This window comes from Shewanella alkalitolerans (assembly GCF_019457575.1).
GTDB lineage: Bacteria > Pseudomonadota > Gammaproteobacteria > Enterobacterales > Shewanellaceae > Shewanella > Shewanella loihica.
This window is the reverse complement of record NZ_CP080422.1, coordinates 2491952-2512450: the sequence shown is the minus strand read 5'-3', so window position 1 is coordinate 2512450 and position 20499 is coordinate 2491952. Positions and strand designations below refer to the sequence as shown.

The following is a 20499-nucleotide window of genomic DNA, read 5'->3' as shown; positions in this document are numbered from 1 at the left end:
TGTCCTTTTCAATTTCTATAGCGATAGTGCTTCGACGGTAAGGCTGTCGCCGTCTAGCCTGATGCAACCGCTCTTGATCGAGGCATGTGCCTGTAGATTCTCGGTTAACCAATATTGCCCGGCGATGGAGACCAGCTCGGCATCGATATTTTGGGCGATGATCACGGCATTCTTGTCGCCATTGGCACCCGCCATGGCCTTGCCTCTAAGACTACCGTATATGTGTATGCTGCCATCTGCAATCACTTCTGCGCCATTACCCACGGCGCCTATGATGATGAGATCGCCATTTTGCGCGTAAATCTGCTGCCCGGAGCGAATGTTTTGCTTCACGATCTTGGTGGTTTTCGGCAGCTGCGGCTGGGTCTGACTCTGTTTGCCAGACTTGACCAGCGCAAGCCCCAAGGCCTTGGCCTGATTAGCGATAGCACTCGGCGCGCCAGTGATCCCCACAATCACCAATTGCCTGGAGATCAAGAGATCTTTGAGGCCGGCGAGATTGTATTCGGGGTCTGAGATGGCGCTGAGGTTAACCACCAGGGGCGCACCAAGAAAAAACTGCGGCGCGATGGCCAGTTTATCGTCGAGTTCGCGGGCAATTCCGTCGAGATCTGCATCATTAATATGCAGCACTGAAAGTGTAAATGAAGAGCCTTTTAATTCGAGGCTAGGTTTCTGCATTCCTAAACTTGCTCTTGATAAAATTAACCGGCTCGCGCCGGCTAGATATTATTATAATCCTTGCGCTCCATGTTATAGTGTGCGCAATTTGCTGGCAAGTTGAATAAACTGGAAATTTCACCCTATATGATCTGTGCTGTATATAAGAGTCGCTTAAAACCCGATAGCTATCTTTTTGTGGAGAAACGCAACGATTTCGAGCGTGTACCCGAGCCTCTGATGAAGATGTTTGGCACGCCAGAACTGGTGATGTTGCTGCCGCTAAACAAACGTGAACAGTTAGCCCTTGCCGATATCGAAAAAGTAAAAGTTGAACTAGCCGAGAAGGGGTATTATCTTCAATTACCACCACCGCCGGTTAACCTACTCGAAGAGTACAAGAAAGAGATAGGTTATAGCAGAGACTAGTTACCGATAGGAAAGTGCATGTTTTTGAAGAATGTTTTGCTAAGTGCTCTACTTGCAAATGGCTTGGTTTTGACCAGCTCCTTGCAAGCCCAAGAGTCAGCGCTCAGTTACGATCAATATCTCTCTGAGTTAAAGCAGCAAGCAGTCGAGCAGGGGATCGCCCAAGGCACCATAGACGCGGTTTTCGATCAGATAAAGCTGTTCAAGAAGGCGGTGGTTAACGAACCCGCCGCCAATGGCCCGCAAAATAGCCCGCAAAATCTGGATACCTATCTCCCAGAGCGGGTGAGCGAAGCCCTGGTAGAGGAGGCAAGAAGCCTGTATCGCGATAACAAGGCGCTTTTCGACCGTCTAGGTAAGGAATACGGTGTCCAGCCAAGGTTTGTGCTGGCCTACTGGGGCATAGCCTCGGCCTTCGATGCCAGCGACTATCCGGCGCTGACGGTGATCGCCTCCAACGCCTATCATGGCGAAGGCCTGGATGGGGCGTTTCTCGCGGCGCTCAAGCTGATGGAGCGTGACCAACTTAGCTTCGACAGCCTCAAGAGCGATGCCTCCGGCCTGATGGGCTACCCCCACTTTACCCCCAAGCAACTGGCCAAATACGGCAAAGATGGTAATGGCGACGGTAAGGTGGACATCTGGCAGAATCTCGCCGATGCCTTCGCCACCACGGCAAATTATCTCAAGCAGCTTGGCTGGGACTATGATGGCACCTGGGGACGCCAGGTGAAATCCCCTAGCGAACTGCCCAAGGATCTGGTGGGGCTCGAGGTACACAAAGGCTTTGATCAGTGGCAGGCTCTGGGGGTTAGGCGCTTCAATGGCAGTGACCTGCCATCACGCAAAGATATGCAGGTGTCGCTGATTAGGCCCGATGGCGAGGGTGGTCGCAGCTATCTGGTGTATGACAACTACCGGGTACTGAGACAGACACAGGCGTCGGATCATCTGACCCTGGCTGTGACCTACCTGTCGGAAAGAATTAAGTATCCTGAGATAAAATAGGCTACTCGAGACGCCGAGCCGGTTTGAGCTGGCTTGGCGCCTAAGCACTCCGTCAACTTTTGATCATTGAAATATATGGTTTTTATAAGAGTTGGCCCTTGAAAGAATTGTAAAGATGTCGTTTTGGAAAGAGAAAACCCTCGCAGAGTTGAGTGCCCAGGAATGGGAATCGCTGTGCGATGGCTGTGGTAAGTGTTGCCTCAATAAGATCATCGACGATGAAACCGATGAGCTCTACTACACCAACGCCGCCTGTAAGCTGCTCGATGCAAAGGCGTGTAATTGCATGCACTATGAGCAGCGTTTTACCTTCGTCCCCAGCTGCACTAAGGTGACGGTAGATAACATCGCCGAACTCACCTGGCTGCCAGACAGCTGCGCCTACCGCCGCCTGTATAAGGGCCGGGACCTCCCCAGTTGGCACCCGCTGTTAACCGGCGACAAGACCAAGATGCATGAACTGGGGATGTCGACCCGCAACAAGATAGTGAATGAGAACAAGGTTAGGTACCTTGAGGACCATATAGTTCTGTGGCCGCTCAAAGATTGCGACTAGTTCTTCACTTAACTAGTGAAAAGTGGTTTTAGTCTTTTTGATTTCAATCACTTTGCAGTAGCGTTAGTCATCAATGTTACTTATTGCCTGCGGCAGGCTCTTCGTGCAGGTGCTGCTGCGGCACGCTGTAAACCCTTCCTTGGGCGCTCTACGACAGCATCCCTGCTGTCGAAGGCCTCAGCCGCACCTGCACCAAGTTAATTGTCTCTTCGATTTAACCTTGCTGGTATCGGATGATGTTTGGGCCGAGCGTCTAGCGACGTTTTGTATTTGCAAGGGCGCCTAGAATCATCTCTTCATGGTGGATCAATTGCCTCCGGCAGGCTTATGTGCAGATACATCTGCTACACGCCGACTCTTTGCTTTAAAGGGAGTCATCCTTGGAGGCTCGACGATGGCATCCCTGCCATCGACGTCCGCAGATGCATCTACACTCGGTATCTAACGTTTCTTCGATTTAGCCTTTCTGATTGCTAGTAGATACAAGTTATTATTCCTAAAGAAAAATTCCACGAAAGTGTGAAATGAGATGTTGAATCTCAGCAACAAGATAGATTAAAGTATCACCAATCAAGGACAGAGCTAGGCCAACTCGAACCAAACATCGACCACGCCATTCAGGGAATGAAAAAGCCAACCAACATATGCCAATCAAACCCCTCAAAAGTTAACTCTGAACCCATTTATTCAGGAATCAAGGATCATGGAAAAGCGAACATTATTTATTAAGCCAAGCAGACCTTTTGATAGAGAGATTAAACTTGATCCAGTCTTGATTTCAAAAAACATATCACAAGGTATTGAAACGACTATCACTTTGGATACAAATATCCTTATTAGTATGGAGAGGGTTGTAAACAATGGAAATAAATGGGCGTCAGTAAAAAAGCAAGGATTACATAATCTAATTAAACTTTTGCAAAGATGTCCACCTAAAAGTGTATGTATATCTCCAGGATTAGCTCTGAATGAAATGCCACCAGAGCTAGCACAACAGTCAAGAGAAAAGTACGAGTTATTTTGTTCTGAACACCTGCCAGGATTTGTGGATACTCCTAATTGCATATATTCAGAGTATAAAGGGAAAAAGGAAAATTATGGGTATAATGACCTTTCGCTTGAATCTAAGTCTGTTCTAGCTATCTCGTTTGCATGTATTCTGTACTTGAATTTAATTGACAATAAATATAAAGGAAAACCGATAGATAAGTTTAAATGTTTCTTAGATAAGCTTGAAAGTAAAGTTGATATTCTGAGTGCTGCTGAAATTGAAGTAGCAAAATACTGCTTTGCTGAGCCTCCTGCAGACTGTAGAGATACCATAGAGTTAAGAAGGAAGATTAGAAATAACTTTCTTAAAACAAGTGATGAAAAATTACCTAAAAATTCATCTGAAGTTATGAGTATCGCCTTCAACGGTGCTTGTGATATTCATCTATTGCAGGCAGCTAATATTATCGATCACAATGGTGTTGGTGGTGTTAAACAAGACACATGGATTGCCACAAAAGACAAAAAGCTAGTTGATTTTTGTGCGATATTTCATCATGTTAACTTGGATGGTGAAGCGGGGAAATATGCTGCTTCGGTCATTCATCCTGAACATTCAAAAGACGTGTATTGGATGCAGGCTGACGCTGACTTTGGGCTTAGAAATATAAAGAGGCGTTCATATCATGATTCTAGAGAAATTGATTTTTATGATTTGGTTAAAGTGGCTGACGAAGCTATAGTAGAAATTAAAAAGGCGTTCGATTAGTGCAAAACAAATGGCTGATAGGGACTGCGCTTCGCTTAATGATATCTCAGAGTCAAGTGTTATAGGGTACATTCTTGCGTGGAGTAGCATTAAACATGGAAAATAAAAAAATAAAATGGCTGATTTACACTGTTTTAGTGGGGTTAATTCCTATCTTTTCGAGGATATTTGTTTGGTGTGTAACTGAGTCCGGAGTGGTCAGTTTAATAATGGCATCAGACTTTATTGCTTTTGGTTTAATTTTACATATTTCCAATATCAATGAAATTGAGCATCTAACTGATGATGAAAAATCGTGGAAAACTGTTCAAAATGGTACTTCTATAGCATTCATTGCTTTTTATAGCGTTTTATTTGCATTGATAATGATAAGTGAGGGAATTCCAAGTTTTATAGATATTGAAGCAATAAAATATTGCGCTGTAGGTTTAGCTGTGATTTCGTTTTTAATCAGTTTTTCTGTATTCCATAGAATTTCTAAAATTGCAGCTAATGAGGAGATAGCATAATGGCTACTACAATTATCGTCTCATTGACTTTGGTTATAGGCGTTGTTGGTGTTTCGACTGTTGTTTGGTCATTCATTAATACAAGAAACAAATTTTACGAAGAATACAAGTCAAGGAAGCGCAACGAATGATAAAAAATTTTATATACTTAGATGAAGACAAAATGTATTCGTTATCATCTCAAATATTTGAAGGAATTACTGAATATGTTTTAAATGAAAATACTTCAGACAGTCAAGAAAGCGAAACTCAAAAAGGTCCAGTAGGCAGTGGTAAGGTTTTAGCTGATGTAATTATTTCAAGTAGTAAGGCAACGGAAAAAAAGTTCTTTCATGACTACTCATTTACATTATTTGAAAACCACTTAATGGAGCAAGGTCGTGTTTTAGAGCTAACAAGTTCAGCTCTTTCTTTAGAAGAGCTTAAAGCATCCATTACTGACTTTTCTTTTATAAAAATAAAGGCTAAATCAACATTTAATGATGTGAATAAAATAACTGAGTTATTTTCTGAGTTTAATACGATTGGTGAAGCGCTAGCACATATGGGGGCATTTAGCCGAATTAACGAACTAAATGCCGAGCTTGCATTGTTGAAGCAGCAAACACAAGATAGGAATAAAAAATCCCAACTCGAAGCTGAGCATAAAAGACTAACTAACCTCAAAACATTAGCTAAAGAGGGCAACCTTTATCAAGATCAAAAGTTTTTAGATAACTTAGGGTTATTAACTAAATATGGCTTTTCAGATCAATTTGAAATTACTCAGTCTTTCGGTGAGTCACTTTTTACCTCATGTTTAAAACGTGATTTTTTGAGGGAGAGTGAGGATATATTGGTTAAAAAGTATTCTCGAAAAACTGAAAAAGAAGTTGTTGTCTTTGGAATAATATCTCAAGCTTTTTCAGGTGATGAAGTGGAATTGGATGAAGAAGGCAAAGATTATTCAAATATGAAGGCTGCGCTTTTAAATCTTGTTGATCATTTAACTAATATTGAATATTCTATTTCAGGTAAGCAAGAAAATGAAGTCGTCATTGATCCCATTGCTGTGTATTTTGAGGTGTAATTCACTATAATAATGATTTTTAAATCGGACAAATTACAGTTGGCTGTTGTTCGTTCCTCACACATTATAGCTAACTGTGATTGGCCACTTTCAAACGGCGTTAGTTGGCAAAGGAGTGTATTGTGCTTAAAGGACTAATTGAAAAAATTAAATCTATAAGAAAGCCAGAGCCGTCAGAGATCATTGGTTCTTTGATTAAAGCTGATGAACTTTGCAAAATTGAACCAAGGTTAATAGCACAATTTCCAATGACCTATCAGCAATATAGGGAAGCTTTAAAAAGAGAATTTGGAGTAGATATTGTCAATGAAATTGCTAATACTCTGGCTGTTGGCGATCTCACTATTGAACAACATGCCAGAAAAATTGTCAGGGTCTATTACGAAAACAGAAAATCAGAAAATTGGTATGTTTCGATTTTAGATGAGGCTTTAGTTGCTTCTTCAAGGGCATATCAAGCATATGGCAACTAATCAGTGACAATGGTGTTTAGTCAATATTATTTGCGCACCACAGTTCCTCATTCCTAAGCAGGGGATTGAAGCTCTTAATTCCTTTTCAATCTTCTCCTCGCCATCAATATCGTTAAATCGAAGAGACGTTAGACATCCGGTGCAGATACGCCGGTGAGCTTCCGAAACAGGGATGTTTCGGCAGAGCCTAAAGGGATTTATTCACGGCGTCTCACAGGTGTATCTGCAAAACCCCCGCCGGGCAGGCGTTAGGTTGCAGCTAAGGTGCGAATTAAAAGATTCTTGGTAGGTAGCCGTAAAGCTTGGTGTTACTTAAGCGAACTTTAAGCGAACTCAAGTTTGGTATGTCACCAAGCGACACACGTGGCTAGGCGATAGCTAGCCACAAAAAAACGCCCATTAAGGGCGTTTCTTATAAGCGCTAACCTAAACGCAATTAGGCTTTCTTAGTCGGCATTAACGCCGGAACAATAAACACCACCAGGGCAATCAGGTAAGTGCTGAAGGCCACAACCATCCACTGTGACATTGTGATGCCAAACATCTCCCATGGGATGTCGGTGCACATGCCGGTGGGCAGGAAGACTGACGGGAACCATTCGTGTAGCGGCATCCATTCTGGAAATTCCGGCAGGAAGGAGCAGGTGGAGAAGGGCGATGGGTTGGTCTGCATCTCGACCAGTTCAAGTGCCAGCTTGAGGCCCCAGGCGGCGCTAACGCCCCAAAGGAGTACACCGAGGAAACGCAGCAGGCGGAATTGATGGCCAACCACGCCGATGAGGCCGGCGGTGAGTACGCCGAGTACCGCTAAGCGCTGATAGATACACATGACGCAGGGGTCGAGTTTCATCACGTGTTGAAAGAAGAGGGCACAAGCTTCCAGGCCTACGGCGGTCAGTAGCAGTAGGGTCCAGGCTAAACGAGACTGTGCAAATCGGGTCAGAGCACTCAACGATATTCTCCTATAAAAAAACGCCTCTAACTGCTAGAGGCGTTTTTAAGACTTTACGAAACTAGATAAGTTCAGTCAATCAACAAATTAGTGTCCGGTAACTGCGCCCTTGGCCGCTTCCGCCACCGAGTGGTGGATCAGCATATGGGAATCGTAGAAGTATTGGGTCATCTCGCCCAGGAATCCTGTCTCGATGGCCAGGATGCCCACGATAGACAAGACGATAGTGTAGGGCAGCGCCATCCACACCATGCGGCCGTAGGAGAGTCTGATCAATGGAGCAATCGCCGAGGTCAGCAGGAACAGGAAGGCCGCCTGACCGTTAGGGGTCGCCACAGATGGCAGGTTGGTACCCGTGTTGATGGCAACCGCCAGCAGGTCGAATTGGTCGCGGGTGATCTGGCCATCTAACAGCGCAGCTTTCACCTCGTTGATATAGACGGTACCCACGAACACGTTATCACTCACCATAGAGAGCAGGCCGTTGGCGATATAGAAGATCACCAGCTGAGTGTTACCCTCGTAGCTCAGTGCCCACTGGATCACTGGGGCGAACAGCTGCTGGTCGATAATCACGCCTACGATGGCGAAGAAGACTGCCAGCAGCGCGGTGAAGGGCAGTGCCTCTTCGAAGGCCTTGCCCAGGGCGTGCTCGTTGGTGACGCCGTTAAAGGCGGTGGTCAGGATGATAACCGACAGACCGATCAGACCCACAGAGGCCAGGTGGAAGGCCAGGCCGACGATCAGCCATACACCCACAAACGCCTGGATAACCAGCTTGATCTTGTCATGCTTGGTGCGGTGCGCATCTTCATAAGAGGCGTAATCGGATAGAATTTTGTGTACCGCTTCTGGTAGCTGTTGGCCATAGCCAAACCACTTAAACTTCTCCACCAGGAAACAGGTCGCGATACCCGAGATGAACACTGGCACTGTGACCGGGCCCATGCGCAGGGCAAATTCGCCGAACTGCCAGTTGGCCTGGGCGGCGATGATCAGGTTTTGCGGCTCACCCACCATGGTGCACACGCCACCCAATGCGGTACCAATACCGGCATGCATCAGCAGGTTACGCAGGAAGCCACGAAACGCCTCCAGCTCATCTTCACACAGGGAATGCCCTTCACCGTGACTATCTGAGGTGTGGTCGTGATCGTCGGTAAAACTTTTGCCAGAGGCTACCTTGTGGTAGATGGAGTAGAAACCCACTGCTACGGCGATGATCACGGCGATTACCGTCAGCGCATCGAGGAAGGCAGACAGGAAGGCCGAGGCGATACAGAACATCAAGGAGACCACGACCTTAGAGCGGATCTTGGTGATCATCTTGGTGAACACGAACAGCAGCAGCTGTTTCATGAAGTAGATGCCGGCCACCATGAAGATCAATAGCAGCAGTACTTCCAGGTTGGCTTCTATCTCATGCAGCACCTGACTGGGCGATGTCATGCCTATGATGACGGCTTCGATGGCCAGCAGACCACCGGGTTGTAGGGGATAACATTTCAGCGCCATTGCCAGCGTGAAGATGAACTCGACTACCAGTAACCATCCGGCGACGAATGGGTTGAGGTAGAAGACGATCGGGTTGATCACTAAGAATGATAAAATTGCGATTTTGAACCACTTAGGAGAATTTCCTAAGAAATTGTCAATAAACGCCTGACTCATGGTCACAGGCATGGCATCCTCTCATCTATATAATTATTTTTTGACAGAAAGTTAACGAACTGTCCGCTGTTCAATTCAGTGTATCCTAATGATATGTAGAATTTAATACCTTTATGGTCCCCATTGCCCAAAAACAGACATTAACTGCAATCTATATCACAAGCTTGTTGATGTGGTGTGTATTTTGCTCATTAATGAGATCTGAGTCCTTGATCTTATCCAGTAATGTTACGGATTAGGTTTCCATTTTTTACCGCTCTGGTATGATCAGTTCCCAAGATAACTTTGAATAAATTGGAATAGTGGCCTGATGACAACTGTCCCCCAAGTACCTGTAGCGCCTAAAGACAAAGATATTATTGAAGCGAAAGGTCCTGCGAGCTTTGCCGAAAAGTATATTGTTCGTTCGATTTGGGAGGGAAAGTTTCCACCCGGTTCCATTCTACCTGCCGAGCGAGAACTGTCTGAACTGATTGGCGTGACACGTACGACGCTGCGTGAAGTGCTGCAGCGCCTGGCCCGTGACGGCTGGTTGACCATTCAACACGGTAAGCCGACACGAGTTAACGATATCTGGGAAACCTCGGGTCTGAACGTGCTGGAAACCATCGCCGATCTTAACCCAGCCGGTGAACCTGTGCTGCTAGAGCAGCTTTTATCTGCCCGCACCAACATCAGCGCCATCTATTTTAAGGGCGCCGTGCGTTACAACCCAGACAAGGTGCTTGAGGCGTTAGCGCCACTGGCCACGCTGAAAGACGATGCCAAGGCCTTCATCGAGTTTGATTACCAACTGCATCACACCCTGGCGTACCATTCGGGTAACCCGCTTTATGTGTTGATCCTCAACGGCTTCAAGGGCCTCTATAGCCGTGTGGGTGAAGAGTACTTTGCCATCGAGAAGGCGCGCGAGCTGGCGCTGGACTTCTACCAGGCGCTCGAAGCCCTGGCCAAAGATCACAACCACAACGACGTGCCTGTATTGATGCGTAGCTACGGCATCAACAGCGGTAAGGTGTGGCAGCGTTATAAGGCCAACCTGATGCAGTCGGCCGAAGCGAGCAAGGCTTAAGCGCCAGTCGCAAAACCGTATGATAAAAAAGCCGCTCATTGAAGCGGCTTTTTTTATGGCGTCTTTTTATCTGATAGTTTCTCGCGGCACTAATCGATATCGAAGTTGTAGTAGATATCCAGGGTCTTGGAGATGGTGCCCGAGACGCTCTCCAGATAGAGCTGGGACATCAGGTAGTAGCGCACCGTCATCTCATAGCCTGGGTTGAACACCCCGACGCCATATTTGACCATGAGATCTTCGCCGATAAAGCCACTGATGGCGACCTTGCCTTCGTCGTTGGCGTCGAACTGCACGTTGGAGATGCCGAACTTCTCTATGATGCCGGAGGCTGAGCTGCCAAGATTGCTAAAGGCGTTATCCCCCAGCTGATTGCCCAGGGTGAGGGCGGCGCCCATCATCAGGGCATTGTTCTGATCTGAGCTTGAGTTATTCAGCCCTGTGCCCTTGATGATGTAGGAGAGGATCTCCGCCTGCTCCTTGGCGGGATTGGAGAAGAGGGTGACCACAGGTTTTAGCGGCGTGCCGGTAATGCGCACCCCGGCGACCACATCTTCATCCTTGATCTCGCGGATCGCCTCGATATTCAGGTTAGGCACCGCCATGGGGCCGATAAATTGCACTTCGCCCGCCTTGATCGACAGTGTCTGGCCCATAAATTTGTAGTTACCGTTAACCACCTTGATGTCGCCATAGAGTAGTGGCGGCTTAAAGGCGGCCTGGCGCAGCTCCAGGGTACCCACCAGCATGCCTCGCAGCCCCATGCCGTCTATGGTGAGCTTGTCGCCTACCTTGACCGCTATCTGGCTGGTGACGGCGATGGGATCTTTTACTTGGGCTTGGCTGGCCAGGCTGTCGTTGAACACCACATCGCTGGACTCGGCCACGCCGCCCTCGGGCAGCTGGACGATCTTGATATGGCCCGAGGGCACATCCAGCTTACCGCGAATATCCAGGTGCTTATCGCTAAAGCTGATGTCGAGATCCGGTGACACATCCAGTATCGCCAGTGGGGGCTGAATGATCGCCAGCTTGTCGCCGCTAAAGTTAAGATCCCCCTTGAGTCCCTCTTGCCAGCCAATCACGCCATCTACCTTGGCCTTGCCATCGCCCATGGTCCACTGACCCTTCACCTGGCCCGTCTGCCCCAGCAGGGTAAGCTTGAGCTTGATGTTATCCAAGAGGGTCGGGTTGGCGGCGGCCGCTAGTTGGCCGTCGATGAGATCTACCGTGCCGCTGAGATCAGGTTCATTCAGCGTACCGCCCAAGATGATGGCGCTGGAGACCTTACCGTCGAGCACCTCAAGCTGGGGCGTAAAGTCGGCCAGGGCATGCAGGTCGATATCTTTGAGATCTATCTTGCCGCTCAGCCTGTGTTCGGGATCGGTACTTATGGTGAGCTGACTGTCTATCTTGGCAAAACGCTCAGATTCCAACTGAGTGTCTATGGCCAGTTGCAGCTCATCCAGGCGGGCCGTGAGGTTGAGGTAATGGTACTGGGCTTCGATATGACGCTTGGTGGTCGTGAGATCAAACTGTCCCGGCGCCATGGCCAGTGTCAGCTGGCCCGTGGGCTTGGCGCCCTTGGCCCATTGCAGCTCGCCATCGAGCTGAGTCGGCCCCTTCCATTTAAGGTTTTCCGGCAGCACGGGTGCCAGCAGGGCGCCGAGATCGCCGGCAAATTGCAATCGGGTATCGCCCTTGTCGCCAAGTTCTGCTGTGTCGGTGAGGCACAGGCTGGCGGCGTCATGGCGCCAACAGAAGGGAGAGATCTCGCCCTTGGCGTGCTTGTTGTCCCAATAGAGGTCAAAGGGTTCATCCAGCGCCATGGCGCCGAGGCGAGAATTGAAGCTAATGCGCTTTATCTTGGCGTCGAAGCGCTGGGTTTTCTCGTCGAAGGTCGAGGCGATAGAGGTGTTGAGCTGCAGGTCACCATAGGTCTGCAGGCCCAGTTTCTGTTTGGCGATATCCCCCTTGAAGCCCAAGGTGAGGTCGCTCAGCGCCATGCCTAGCCCCTTGATGCCCGAAGATTTTAGCGACAGGGCAAATTGGTGCGCATCCTGGGGGCGATAGAAGGCGATAAGCTTAGCCTTATCTACCGTGATATCGGCGTACTTAAACTCTATGGTGTCGGCGTTGATGGCCACTTCCGGGTGCTCGTCATCGCCCGAGACGTTGATCACCGCCTTGATGGCGCCGCTGGCGCTCGGATCCCATAGGCTCAGGGCGGGCACGCTTAGCTGTCCGTCCAGCGCCCAGGCCTCATCTACTCGTCCGGAGAGGGTGAGCTGTGACTCAAGGGCGTCGAGCTGTAGATGCTCGGCGTTAAGCTGGAACTTATCGTTCAGGGATATATCCCCCTGAAGTCTCAGGGGATATTGATCCACCTGGCCTTCGAGATCTGCCTGGCTGATGCCTACTGACCACTGCTTGTCGCTGAAGCGTCCCTGACTATGCAGGCTGCCGCTAATCTGAGTTTCGGGCAGGGGCTTGTCTGGCATCACATCCAGCTGGGCAAGATCTAGGTCTTGGGTGTCGGCCTCGAGCTGCCAGCTAATTGCCTCGCCGTAACCCAGCTTGCCTTTAAGATCCAGCTTGCCCATCTCGCTGTCGACGGTAAGCACCGCCACCTCGACGTTTTGGTCCTGATGGGTCAACTGGGTGTTCAGGCTTAACCAGGGGTGATAAGGGGTCTTAAGCTCTCCCGTCAGTTTGAGATTTTGGGACGCTAGGTTGCCGCTGGACTCCAGGGTCAATGCCTTGGCCTCATATTGCGCCTGGGCAAGTGGCCACATCAGGTGCGGGCTGGAAAGCGTCATCTCGTAGGGCATCGCAGGCGTGCTCAGATTCCCTTTGGCGTCGAGATCCAGCTCGAGGTGACCCTCGCCCTTAAGCTTGACGGCAAGGGCCGAGAAACCGCCGTTGATCTCGGCGTTCAGTCGCTGGTGCTTGAGTTCCGGCAGCTCGCTGACCTTGTTGGCAGTGAGATCCGCCTCGAGATGCAGCGCCATGGGATAGTCTTGAGTCAGGCTCATCTCGCCATCGAGGCGCGCCTTACCATAGTCATGACTGAAGGCCAGGCTATCGACGGTGATCTTATAGCCAAGGTAACTGCCGGCAAGATCGATAGCGGAAAATTTGTCTATGCGCTCGCCGAGCCTGAGTTCGCTGTCAACCAGATGCGCGCCATCGACGAAGATGGGCATGGGGATCTCGACCTTGGGTAGCTGACTCAAGGGCCAACTCGCCTTCGTTTCTTGCTGGTCAGTTTTTACCTGATTTTGAGCCTGCATTTGGCTATTAGTTTGATTTTGCTGCGCGCCATCTTCGCTCTGCCCAAGGGGAATCGAGACCAAGAGTCCGCTGCTGTCGAGCCGATTGACCCTCAGGCCTGTCTCTAACCAGCTGGCCTTGGCCGCGAGCTGCTCGGCGTTAAACTGCATCTCATTGACCCGCACCCTAATCTGATTGAGATCGCTCTGATTGAGTATGATGCCGATAGGCAGGGTGAGCGGACCATGCTCGCTTGTTTCGTCAGTCGGAGCTGTCTCCTCGAGAGGAGCGTCTGGCGATGTTGAGGTGAGCTCGTCTGTGTCGATATCGACCCGCACCGCATCGGCGCCTAGCGAGTCGACACACACCTGGCGCTGCAGCAGACACAGGGGGCGCCAGTTGAGGCTAAGCCCTTGTGTTTCGACCTTTATGCCCGTCATCTGCCATTTGGCGTGTTCCAGTTGCAGCTGGCCATTGAGGGTACCGCCGCCATAGCTCAGGCTTAAGTCCGGCACCAAGAGATCGGCGAGGTTGACCGCGATGCGACTGCCAAAAGGGGTGCCTATCAAGATGGCCAGCAGGATGAGCAGGGCCAGTGGCAGATAGAGCAGCACCCTAACCAGGTTACGCAGCCAGCAGAGCAGGCGGTATAGCAAAGATCTCGGCGGCGCTTTGCCGCTCTGCGACGATAGCAGCTGTTCCTGCGTCATCTGGCCTTGGTCGATTCCATCTGGCCGCTCTATCATAGCTCGGCCCCCATGGTGATATGGATGCGCCAACTGCGATCAACTGTCTCAGTCTCTTTCAGGCCGACACCCAGGTCGAGCTTGATGGGGCCGATAGGGGAGATCCAGTGGACACCGCCGCCCACAGAAACGATAGGCTCGAACTGTTGATTGTCGAAGGCGTTACCGGCATCGACGAAGGTGGCTAGGCGCCAGGTGGGGGTGAGGTAGTACTGATACTCCAGGCTGCCGACCATCAGGTAGCGGCCACCCACTACCATGCGGGCCAGCTGATCTTGGCTGTTGGTATATTCGATATAGGGGCCTAGCTCCTGGTAGCTATAGCCGCGGATGCTCTGATCGCCGCCGGCAAAGTAGCGCAGCGAAGGGGGCACCATGGGCAGATCCTCTTCGCCCACCAAGTTGGCGCCCAGATCCAGCCTGGAGACAAACCTGTGCTTGTCGAAGAAGGTGTCTATCCACTTAAACTTGGCCTGTAGCCGGGTCAGACGCAGATCTGAGCCAAGACTCGGGTCGGCATGCTCCAGGCTGTAATACTGGAAGAAGCCCGACTTGGGATCCAGGCTCTTATCGCCCCTGTTGGTCTTGGAGAGGCTGGTGCCGAGCAGCAAGATATCGGGATTATACTTGATATCCGACTGGGTATACTCTTCGTTAATGGCATCTAACGAATAGGTAAACAGCCATTGATTGTGCAGGCGTTTTTGCCTAACGACACCCACGAGTTTCTTGACCGACTCCAGCTCACCCGTGTTGCGATAGTCGCGCTTATCGGGGTCGTAGATCTGAGTCACCCCATATTTGTCCCTGAGCAGGCCAAGGCGTAGCTTGAGCTGATCGTCCAACGGATGGGTGAGGGGAATGGTATAGGTGGTCAGAAACTTAGGCCTATCCGGCGACCATTCCAGGCTGGTCTCCTGGGAGTGGCCATAGCGATTGATCTGTGGCGTGCGCCAGGTGACCCTGACTCTCGGCTCTATGTTATTGTCGATGGAGTTGCCTATGTCGGCGCCCAGACCTAGCTCGATGGAGTGGCTGGGTTTAGGCGTTACCTCTACCCGAATGGGCACCCTGTCATCCTGCATCTTGTCCAGCTGCGGCAGCACCTTGATATTGGTGAAGTAGCCGGTATCCACCAACTCACGATTGAGGGCGCCTATTTTACCCGTGCTGTAGTGAGAATCTGGCTCAAAAGGGATCAGCTTGTCGAGAAACCCAGGCACCAGGTCGTGACCATTGAAGCTTACCTCGCCGATGCGATAGCGCGGGCCCGAGTCGTAGTGCAGGCTGATCTGCGCGCTGTCCAGATCCCGGTTGACCACTATCTTATTGGTCAGATATTTGCCTTCGAAGTAGCCTCTGGCCAGGGCGTAGGTGAGCAGCTGCGACTTGATCGCCTCATATTCGCCATGATTGAGCACATCGCCGGGTTTAACCTTTATCTGCCTGAGCCAGGCGTTGATCACCTCATCATCGAGGATCTCGCCAGAGAGCTGAATATCTATCCACTGGATCACCGTCGGGGCGCCCGGGGTGACGGTGAGGCGGAGCGTCCAAGGGCCGGATTCCGGGCTCTCCAGCTGCTGGTCTATCTTGCCCTTGTAGTAGCCAAGGGAGTGTAGCGCGGCCTCTATGTTCTCTTCGGCGTTGAAGATATAGGCACGGCGCTGCACCTCTGAGCCTGGCAGGGCGCCGAGGTGGGCCGTGATGTTGCGTTTAAGCGACTCATTCGCGCCGTCGACCTCTACCTTCAACCAGTCGTTTGCCCAGACGGGGGAGATACCCACGCTGAGGCTGAGTAGGGCGAGTATCGATAGCCGGGATAAGGTCGCAAAGATCCGCAAGAAAAAGGCTCTATCTAGTTGAAAAGTTTGTTGCTGTTTATTGTCGCAGATTATAGAGGCCAAGCAAGATGGTGATTGTAATTAATGATGAAAATCGGTACAAAGAAGGCAAACAATAACGAGGAAGCCTACCGTGAGAAGCACTATTACCCCCTCCCTACTGGCCGGCCTGATGGGCCTGTTGATCAGCACTAGCTCTGTGGCCGAAACCCAGCCATTTTCCATCGCCATCCATGGCGGCGCCGGCACTATCTCTAAGGCCAATCTGACCGAGGCCCAGCAGCAAGCCTACCGCGACAAGTTAAAAGAGGCGGTGGACGCCGGCTATAAGGTGCTGGAGAAGGGGGGCGATAGCCTGACGGCGGTGACCACTGCCATCAATATTCTCGAAGACAGTCCGCTGTTTAATGCGGGGAAAGGCGCGGTTTACACCTATGACGGCACCCATGAGATGGACGCCTCCATCATGGATGGCCGCAGCCTCAATGCCGGCGCCGTGGCCGGGGTGAAGCATATCAAGAACCCTATTAACCTTGCGCGCGCCGTGATGGACAAGTCGCCCCACGTGATGCTATCGGGTCAGGGGGCGGAGGAGTTTGCCCTGAGCCAGGACTTTAGCCTGGTTCCTGTGACCTATTTTGATACCGACAGCCGCTATCAGCAGCTTATCGATGCTAAGGCCAAGCTGAAGGCGGCCGAGAGCAAGGAGGCGGGCAAGCCAGACTATCAGGCCTCGGTTAACTATCTGGATCTGGATTACAAGTTTGGTACCGTGGGCGCCGTGGCCCTGGATAAGCAAGGCAACCTGGCTGCCGGCACCTCGACCGGCGGCATGACGGTCAAGCGTTTTGGCCGTATTGGCGATTCGCCGGTGATCGGCGCCGGCACCTACGCCGAAAACCAGGTGTGCGCCGTATCGGCCACCGGCCATGGTGAGTATTTCATTCGTTACCATGTGGCGGGGGATATCTGCGCCAAGGTGAAGTATCAGCAAAAATCGATTCTGCAGGCGGCGGATGAGGTGATCAATCAGCGCCTGATCACCGCAGGTGGTACCGGCGGGGTGATCGCTATCGATCAGCGCGGCAACATCGCCACCCCATTTAACACCGAAGGCATGTACCGCGCGACCCGCAAGGGCGGCGAGCCGGCCAAGGTGATGATCTGGCAGGACAACTAAGCACTTTTAACAACCAGTACATTCAACAATAAGCTATCTAAAGTATTGGCTTGTTTTTAGCCGGGCCCTGGCGTTAAGCTTTGGGTCTGGCTTTTGCTTCTAACATCTCTTTTTAGCCTTATTTCAAATACCTATTCGTACTTCTTCACGTCAGCTTCTAAATCCGTCTACCTCTGTAAGCCTCTATTGAATGACTTCATTGAGCCGCTGATAAAAGAGAATTGTGCTGCAAAATCGCCTCTAAGCTGTCAATTGTGCTTAACAGCCAACGCATTAACTTTATGTAAAATTTGTAACCTCTTTGTCACTAAGCTGATTTATAGTGTGCGCTGGTCGAAGGATCAGCACCGCAGTAATTTGAGCGATAAGACTCGGATACTGTCTAGCACAGCACTAGTTAAACACTAGGTTAATGGATAATTTTAGGGGTTAATATGTTTACCAAAGCAAGCGCGCTTGCCTTGGCGATTGGTGGTGTCTCCACCTTTGCCCAGGCCGCAGACGATCTGATCATTTCAGAGTATGTAGAAGGCAGCAGCAACAACAAGGCCGTCGAATTCTACAATCCCACCGGCGCCGCCATCGATTTAAGTCAATATCAACTCGAGTTCTACTTTAACGGCAGCACCAGTGCCGGCTCTACCATAGCCCTTACCGGTAGCCTGGCCGCCGGCAAGACCTATGTTCTGGCCGACAACGATGCCGCCGGTGAGATCTTAGCGGTCGCCGACCAGCTAAGCACCGCCAGTTTCTTCAATGGTGACGACACCTTAGTGCTGCGCAAGCAGGGCCAGGTGATCGACAGCCTTGGCCAGTTGGGCACAGATCCGGGGTCAGAGTGGGGCAGCGGCGATCTGTCGACCCAGAATAACACCCTGCGCCGGGATCCTAACCAGCTGATCGCCGATACTCAGCTCGATGATGCCGTGACCCTGGCCACCTGGACAGGGCATGCACAGGATGATTTTAGCGATCTCGGCCAGTTTGCCGGTCAGGGACCGACAGATCCAACCGACCCGACGGATCCTACCGAGCCGCCAGAGAGCCTGGTCTGTCATGATCCGGCCACCAAGATCTCAGAAGTTCAGGGCAGTGGCGATATCAGCCCGCTCAATGGTCAAAGTGTAACGGTCGAGGCGATCGTCACCAGCAATCAGGAAGCTGGCCTCAAGGGTCTGTTCCTGCAGATGGCCGATGCTGAGGCTGACGCTGACATCAACACCTCAGAGGGGGTCTTCGTCTATACCGGTGGTTCGCTGGGTTATCAGGCGGGCGATCGCGTGCGTCTGACCGCCACGGTCAAGGAGTACAACGGCCTGACCGAGCTGACCAATGTCAGCGAGCACGCCTTGTGTGCCAGCGCTCAAGAGTTGCCGAGCGCCGCCGAGGTGAGCCTGCCACTGGCCCAGAGCAGCGACCTGGAAGCGGTCGAAGGCATGCGCGTACACTTTACCCAGAACTTGGTGGTGAACGAGGTCTATAACCTGGGACGCTACGGCGAGATCCTGCTTGGAAGCAAGCGTCACTTCATCGGGACTCAGGTGGCCGAGCCTGGCAGCGAGGCGCTGGCGGTGAGTCAGGCCAACGCCTTAGACTCAGTGCTGCTGGACGATGGATTAACCTCGCAAAACCCAGATCCTGTGCGTTATCCAGCGCCTGGCCTGAGCGCCGATAATACTGTGCGTGTGGGCGACTCAATTACCGAGCTTCACGCCGTGATGCACTATGGTTTTGGCAAGTACCGTCTGATGCCAATCGATACGGTTAATTTCGTGGCGACCAACCCAAGAAGCAGCGAGCCAGCCCTGGTCGCCGGCGGTAACCTCAAGGTCGCCAGCTTCAACGTGCTGAACTACTTTAACGGCGATGGCCTGGGCGGCGGCTTCCCGACGGATCGCGGCGCCGACACGCCGAGCGAGTTTGCCCGTCAGCGCGCCAAGATCATCAGTGCCATGGTGAGCATAGACGCCGATATCTTCGGCCTGATGGAGATAGAAAACGACGGCTTTGGTACTGAGTCGGCCATCAATGACCTGGTTAGCGGTCTGAACCAGGCGGTGGGTGAGGCAAGATACCAGTTTATCTCGGCGCCAACGCCAACCATAGGTACTGACGCCATTACCGTGGGCATGCTGTATCGTAGCGATCGCGTCACGCCCGTGGGCGCGGCCAAGGTGCTGTCTAGCGCCAACTCGCCGCTGGATGAGCAGGGTGAGGTGCTGTTTAACGATGGTAAGAATCGTCCGAGTCTGACCCAGGCCTTCGAGGTCTTGGGTGAAGAGCAACAACTTGTGGTGGCGGTGAACCATCTTAAGTCTAAGGGCAGTGATTGTGTCAGTCTGGGCGACCCAGATCTCAACGACGGTCAGGGTAACTGTAACCTGACTCGTACCCGTGCGGCGACCGCCCTGGGGGCTTGGCTGGCCAGCGAGTATGGTGAGCTGCCGACCCTGGTGATTGGTGACATGAACGCCTATGCCAAAGAAGATCCAATCGATGCACTACGTGGCGCAGGATACCTCGAGCTGTTCGACCATCTGGGCAAGTCGGGAGCATACTCCTATGTCTTCTCCGGTGAGACGGGGCAACTGGATCATGCACTGGCCAATACCCAGTTGGCCGACAGGGTTGTCGATGTGACCGAGTGGCATATCAATACCGACGAGCCAAGACTGCTGGACTACAACGAAGAGTTTAAGTCTGCCGGTCAGATTGAGTCCCTCTACAGCAGCGATGCCTATCGCTCTTCGGACCATGACCCTGTGGTGATCTCCCTGCTACTAGAGCGTGAGACCATAGCGCCAGTTGCCAGCTTTAGCTATGAGCTGCAGGGCCGCACCCTGAGCCTGGTGAGCAGCGCCACGGATGAAGATGGCGAGATTGTCGATTATCAATGGGATCTTGGCAATGGTGAGACCGCCAGCGGCCAGCAGCTAAGCTATCGCTATGCCAAGGCCGGTGAGTACCCAGTGACCCTGACGGTAACCGACAACGATGGTTTGAGCCATAGCGTGACTCAGGTGGTGAAGGTACAGGTGAAGCAGCAAAAGCCTGTTGCCGTTATCGAGCATCTGGATCTCTGGTTTATGCATCTGTTTGTCTCGCTAAGCTATGACACTGACGGTGAGATAGTGTCGCAGTCGTGGAAGTTTAACAATGGCGGCAAGCAGACGGGCCCTGTGGCCATCAGCTTGGGTCACCGCGCCAGTAAGGTGAAGCTGACCGTTGAGGATAACGACGGCCTCAAGGGTAAGGCTAAGTTAAACTTCTAATGTTTAGCTAATACAGTTTGAAAAGG

The 20499-nt window shown here is 51.3% G+C and carries 15 protein-coding genes; 10 read left to right on the top strand and 5 right to left on the bottom strand.

Going from position 1 to position 20499, the window contains the following annotated elements:
• Nucleotides 1-15 precede the first annotated feature (15 nt).
• Nucleotides 16-681: a septum site-determining protein MinC gene (gene minC, locus K0J45_RS11180; RefSeq protein ID WP_220042621.1), complete on the bottom strand. Its 666-nt coding sequence runs from the start codon at nt 679-681 to the stop codon at nt 16-18.
• Nucleotides 682-807: 126 nt separating this feature from the next.
• Here minC and K0J45_RS11175 point away from each other — a divergent pair, with 126 nt between their 5' ends.
• The 7 genes from K0J45_RS11175 (at nt 808) to K0J45_RS11145 (ending at nt 6463) form a co-directional block, all read left to right on the top strand.
• Entirely contained in the window at nt 808-1089 is a 282-nt protein-coding gene (locus tag K0J45_RS11175; RefSeq protein ID WP_011865981.1) for a YcgL domain-containing protein, read from the top strand.
• 69 nt (nt 1090-1158) lie between these two features.
• A complete protein-coding gene (locus tag K0J45_RS11170; RefSeq protein WP_258406670.1) occupies nt 1159-2097 on the top strand; it encodes a lytic murein transglycosylase in 939 nt (312 codons plus the stop codon).
• 115 nt (nt 2098-2212) lie between these two features.
• Entirely contained in the window at nt 2213-2653 is a 441-nt protein-coding gene (locus tag K0J45_RS11165) for a YcgN family cysteine cluster protein (protein ID WP_220042619.1), read from the top strand.
• 703 nt (nt 2654-3356) lie between these two features.
• Nucleotides 3357-4412, top strand: coding sequence for a hypothetical protein (locus K0J45_RS11160; RefSeq protein WP_220042618.1), 1056 nt, complete (start codon nt 3357-3359; stop codon nt 4410-4412).
• 95 nt (nt 4413-4507) lie between these two features.
• Nucleotides 4508-4921, top strand: a complete 414-nt coding sequence (locus K0J45_RS11155; RefSeq protein WP_220042617.1) for a hypothetical protein — start codon at nt 4508-4510, stop codon at nt 4919-4921.
• 127 nt (nt 4922-5048) lie between these two features.
• Nucleotides 5049-5990, top strand: coding sequence for a DUF6414 family protein (locus tag K0J45_RS11150; RefSeq protein ID WP_220042616.1), 942 nt, complete (start codon nt 5049-5051; stop codon nt 5988-5990).
• A 122-nt stretch (nt 5991-6112) separates the two neighbouring features.
• Nucleotides 6113-6463, top strand: coding sequence for a hypothetical protein (locus K0J45_RS11145; RefSeq protein WP_220042615.1), 351 nt, complete (start codon nt 6113-6115; stop codon nt 6461-6463).
• Nucleotides 6464-6899: 436 nt separating this feature from the next.
• Here the strand turns inward: K0J45_RS11145 and dsbB are convergent, their stop codons facing one another.
• Nucleotides 6900-7415: a disulfide bond formation protein DsbB gene (dsbB, locus tag K0J45_RS11140; RefSeq protein ID WP_011865974.1), complete on the bottom strand. Its 516-nt coding sequence runs from the start codon at nt 7413-7415 to the stop codon at nt 6900-6902.
• Between the two features lie 87 nt (nt 7416-7502).
• Nucleotides 7503-9098: a sodium/proton antiporter NhaB gene (gene nhaB / locus K0J45_RS11135; protein WP_011865973.1), complete on the bottom strand. Its 1596-nt coding sequence runs from the start codon at nt 9096-9098 to the stop codon at nt 7503-7505.
• A gap of 298 nt (nt 9099-9396) precedes the next feature.
• Between nhaB and fadR the strand changes: the two genes are divergently transcribed.
• Complete coding sequence (gene fadR / locus K0J45_RS11130; RefSeq protein ID WP_011865972.1) at nt 9397-10158, top strand: fatty acid metabolism transcriptional regulator FadR; 762 nt, start codon at nt 9397-9399, stop codon at nt 10156-10158.
• Between the two features lie 89 nt (nt 10159-10247).
• Here fadR and tamB read toward each other — a convergent pair whose 3' ends face one another.
• Nucleotides 10248-14177, bottom strand: a complete 3930-nt coding sequence (gene tamB / locus K0J45_RS11125) for an autotransporter assembly complex protein TamB (RefSeq protein WP_220042614.1) — start codon at nt 14175-14177, stop codon at nt 10248-10250.
• Nucleotides 14174-16021, bottom strand: a complete 1848-nt coding sequence (locus K0J45_RS11120) for an autotransporter assembly complex protein TamA (RefSeq protein WP_434086935.1) — start codon at nt 16019-16021, stop codon at nt 14174-14176. Before K0J45_RS11120 ends, tamB begins: the two co-directional genes overlap by 4 nt.
• Before the next feature lie 172 nt (nt 16022-16193).
• Between K0J45_RS11120 and K0J45_RS11115 the strand changes: the two genes are divergently transcribed.
• Nucleotides 16194-17201, top strand: coding sequence for an isoaspartyl peptidase/L-asparaginase family protein (locus tag K0J45_RS11115; RefSeq protein WP_220045281.1), 1008 nt, complete (start codon nt 16194-16196; stop codon nt 17199-17201).
• Between the two features lie 434 nt (nt 17202-17635).
• Nucleotides 17636-20473, top strand: coding sequence for an ExeM/NucH family extracellular endonuclease (locus K0J45_RS11110; protein WP_220042612.1), 2838 nt, complete (start codon nt 17636-17638; stop codon nt 20471-20473).
• Nucleotides 20474-20499 lie beyond the last annotated feature (26 nt).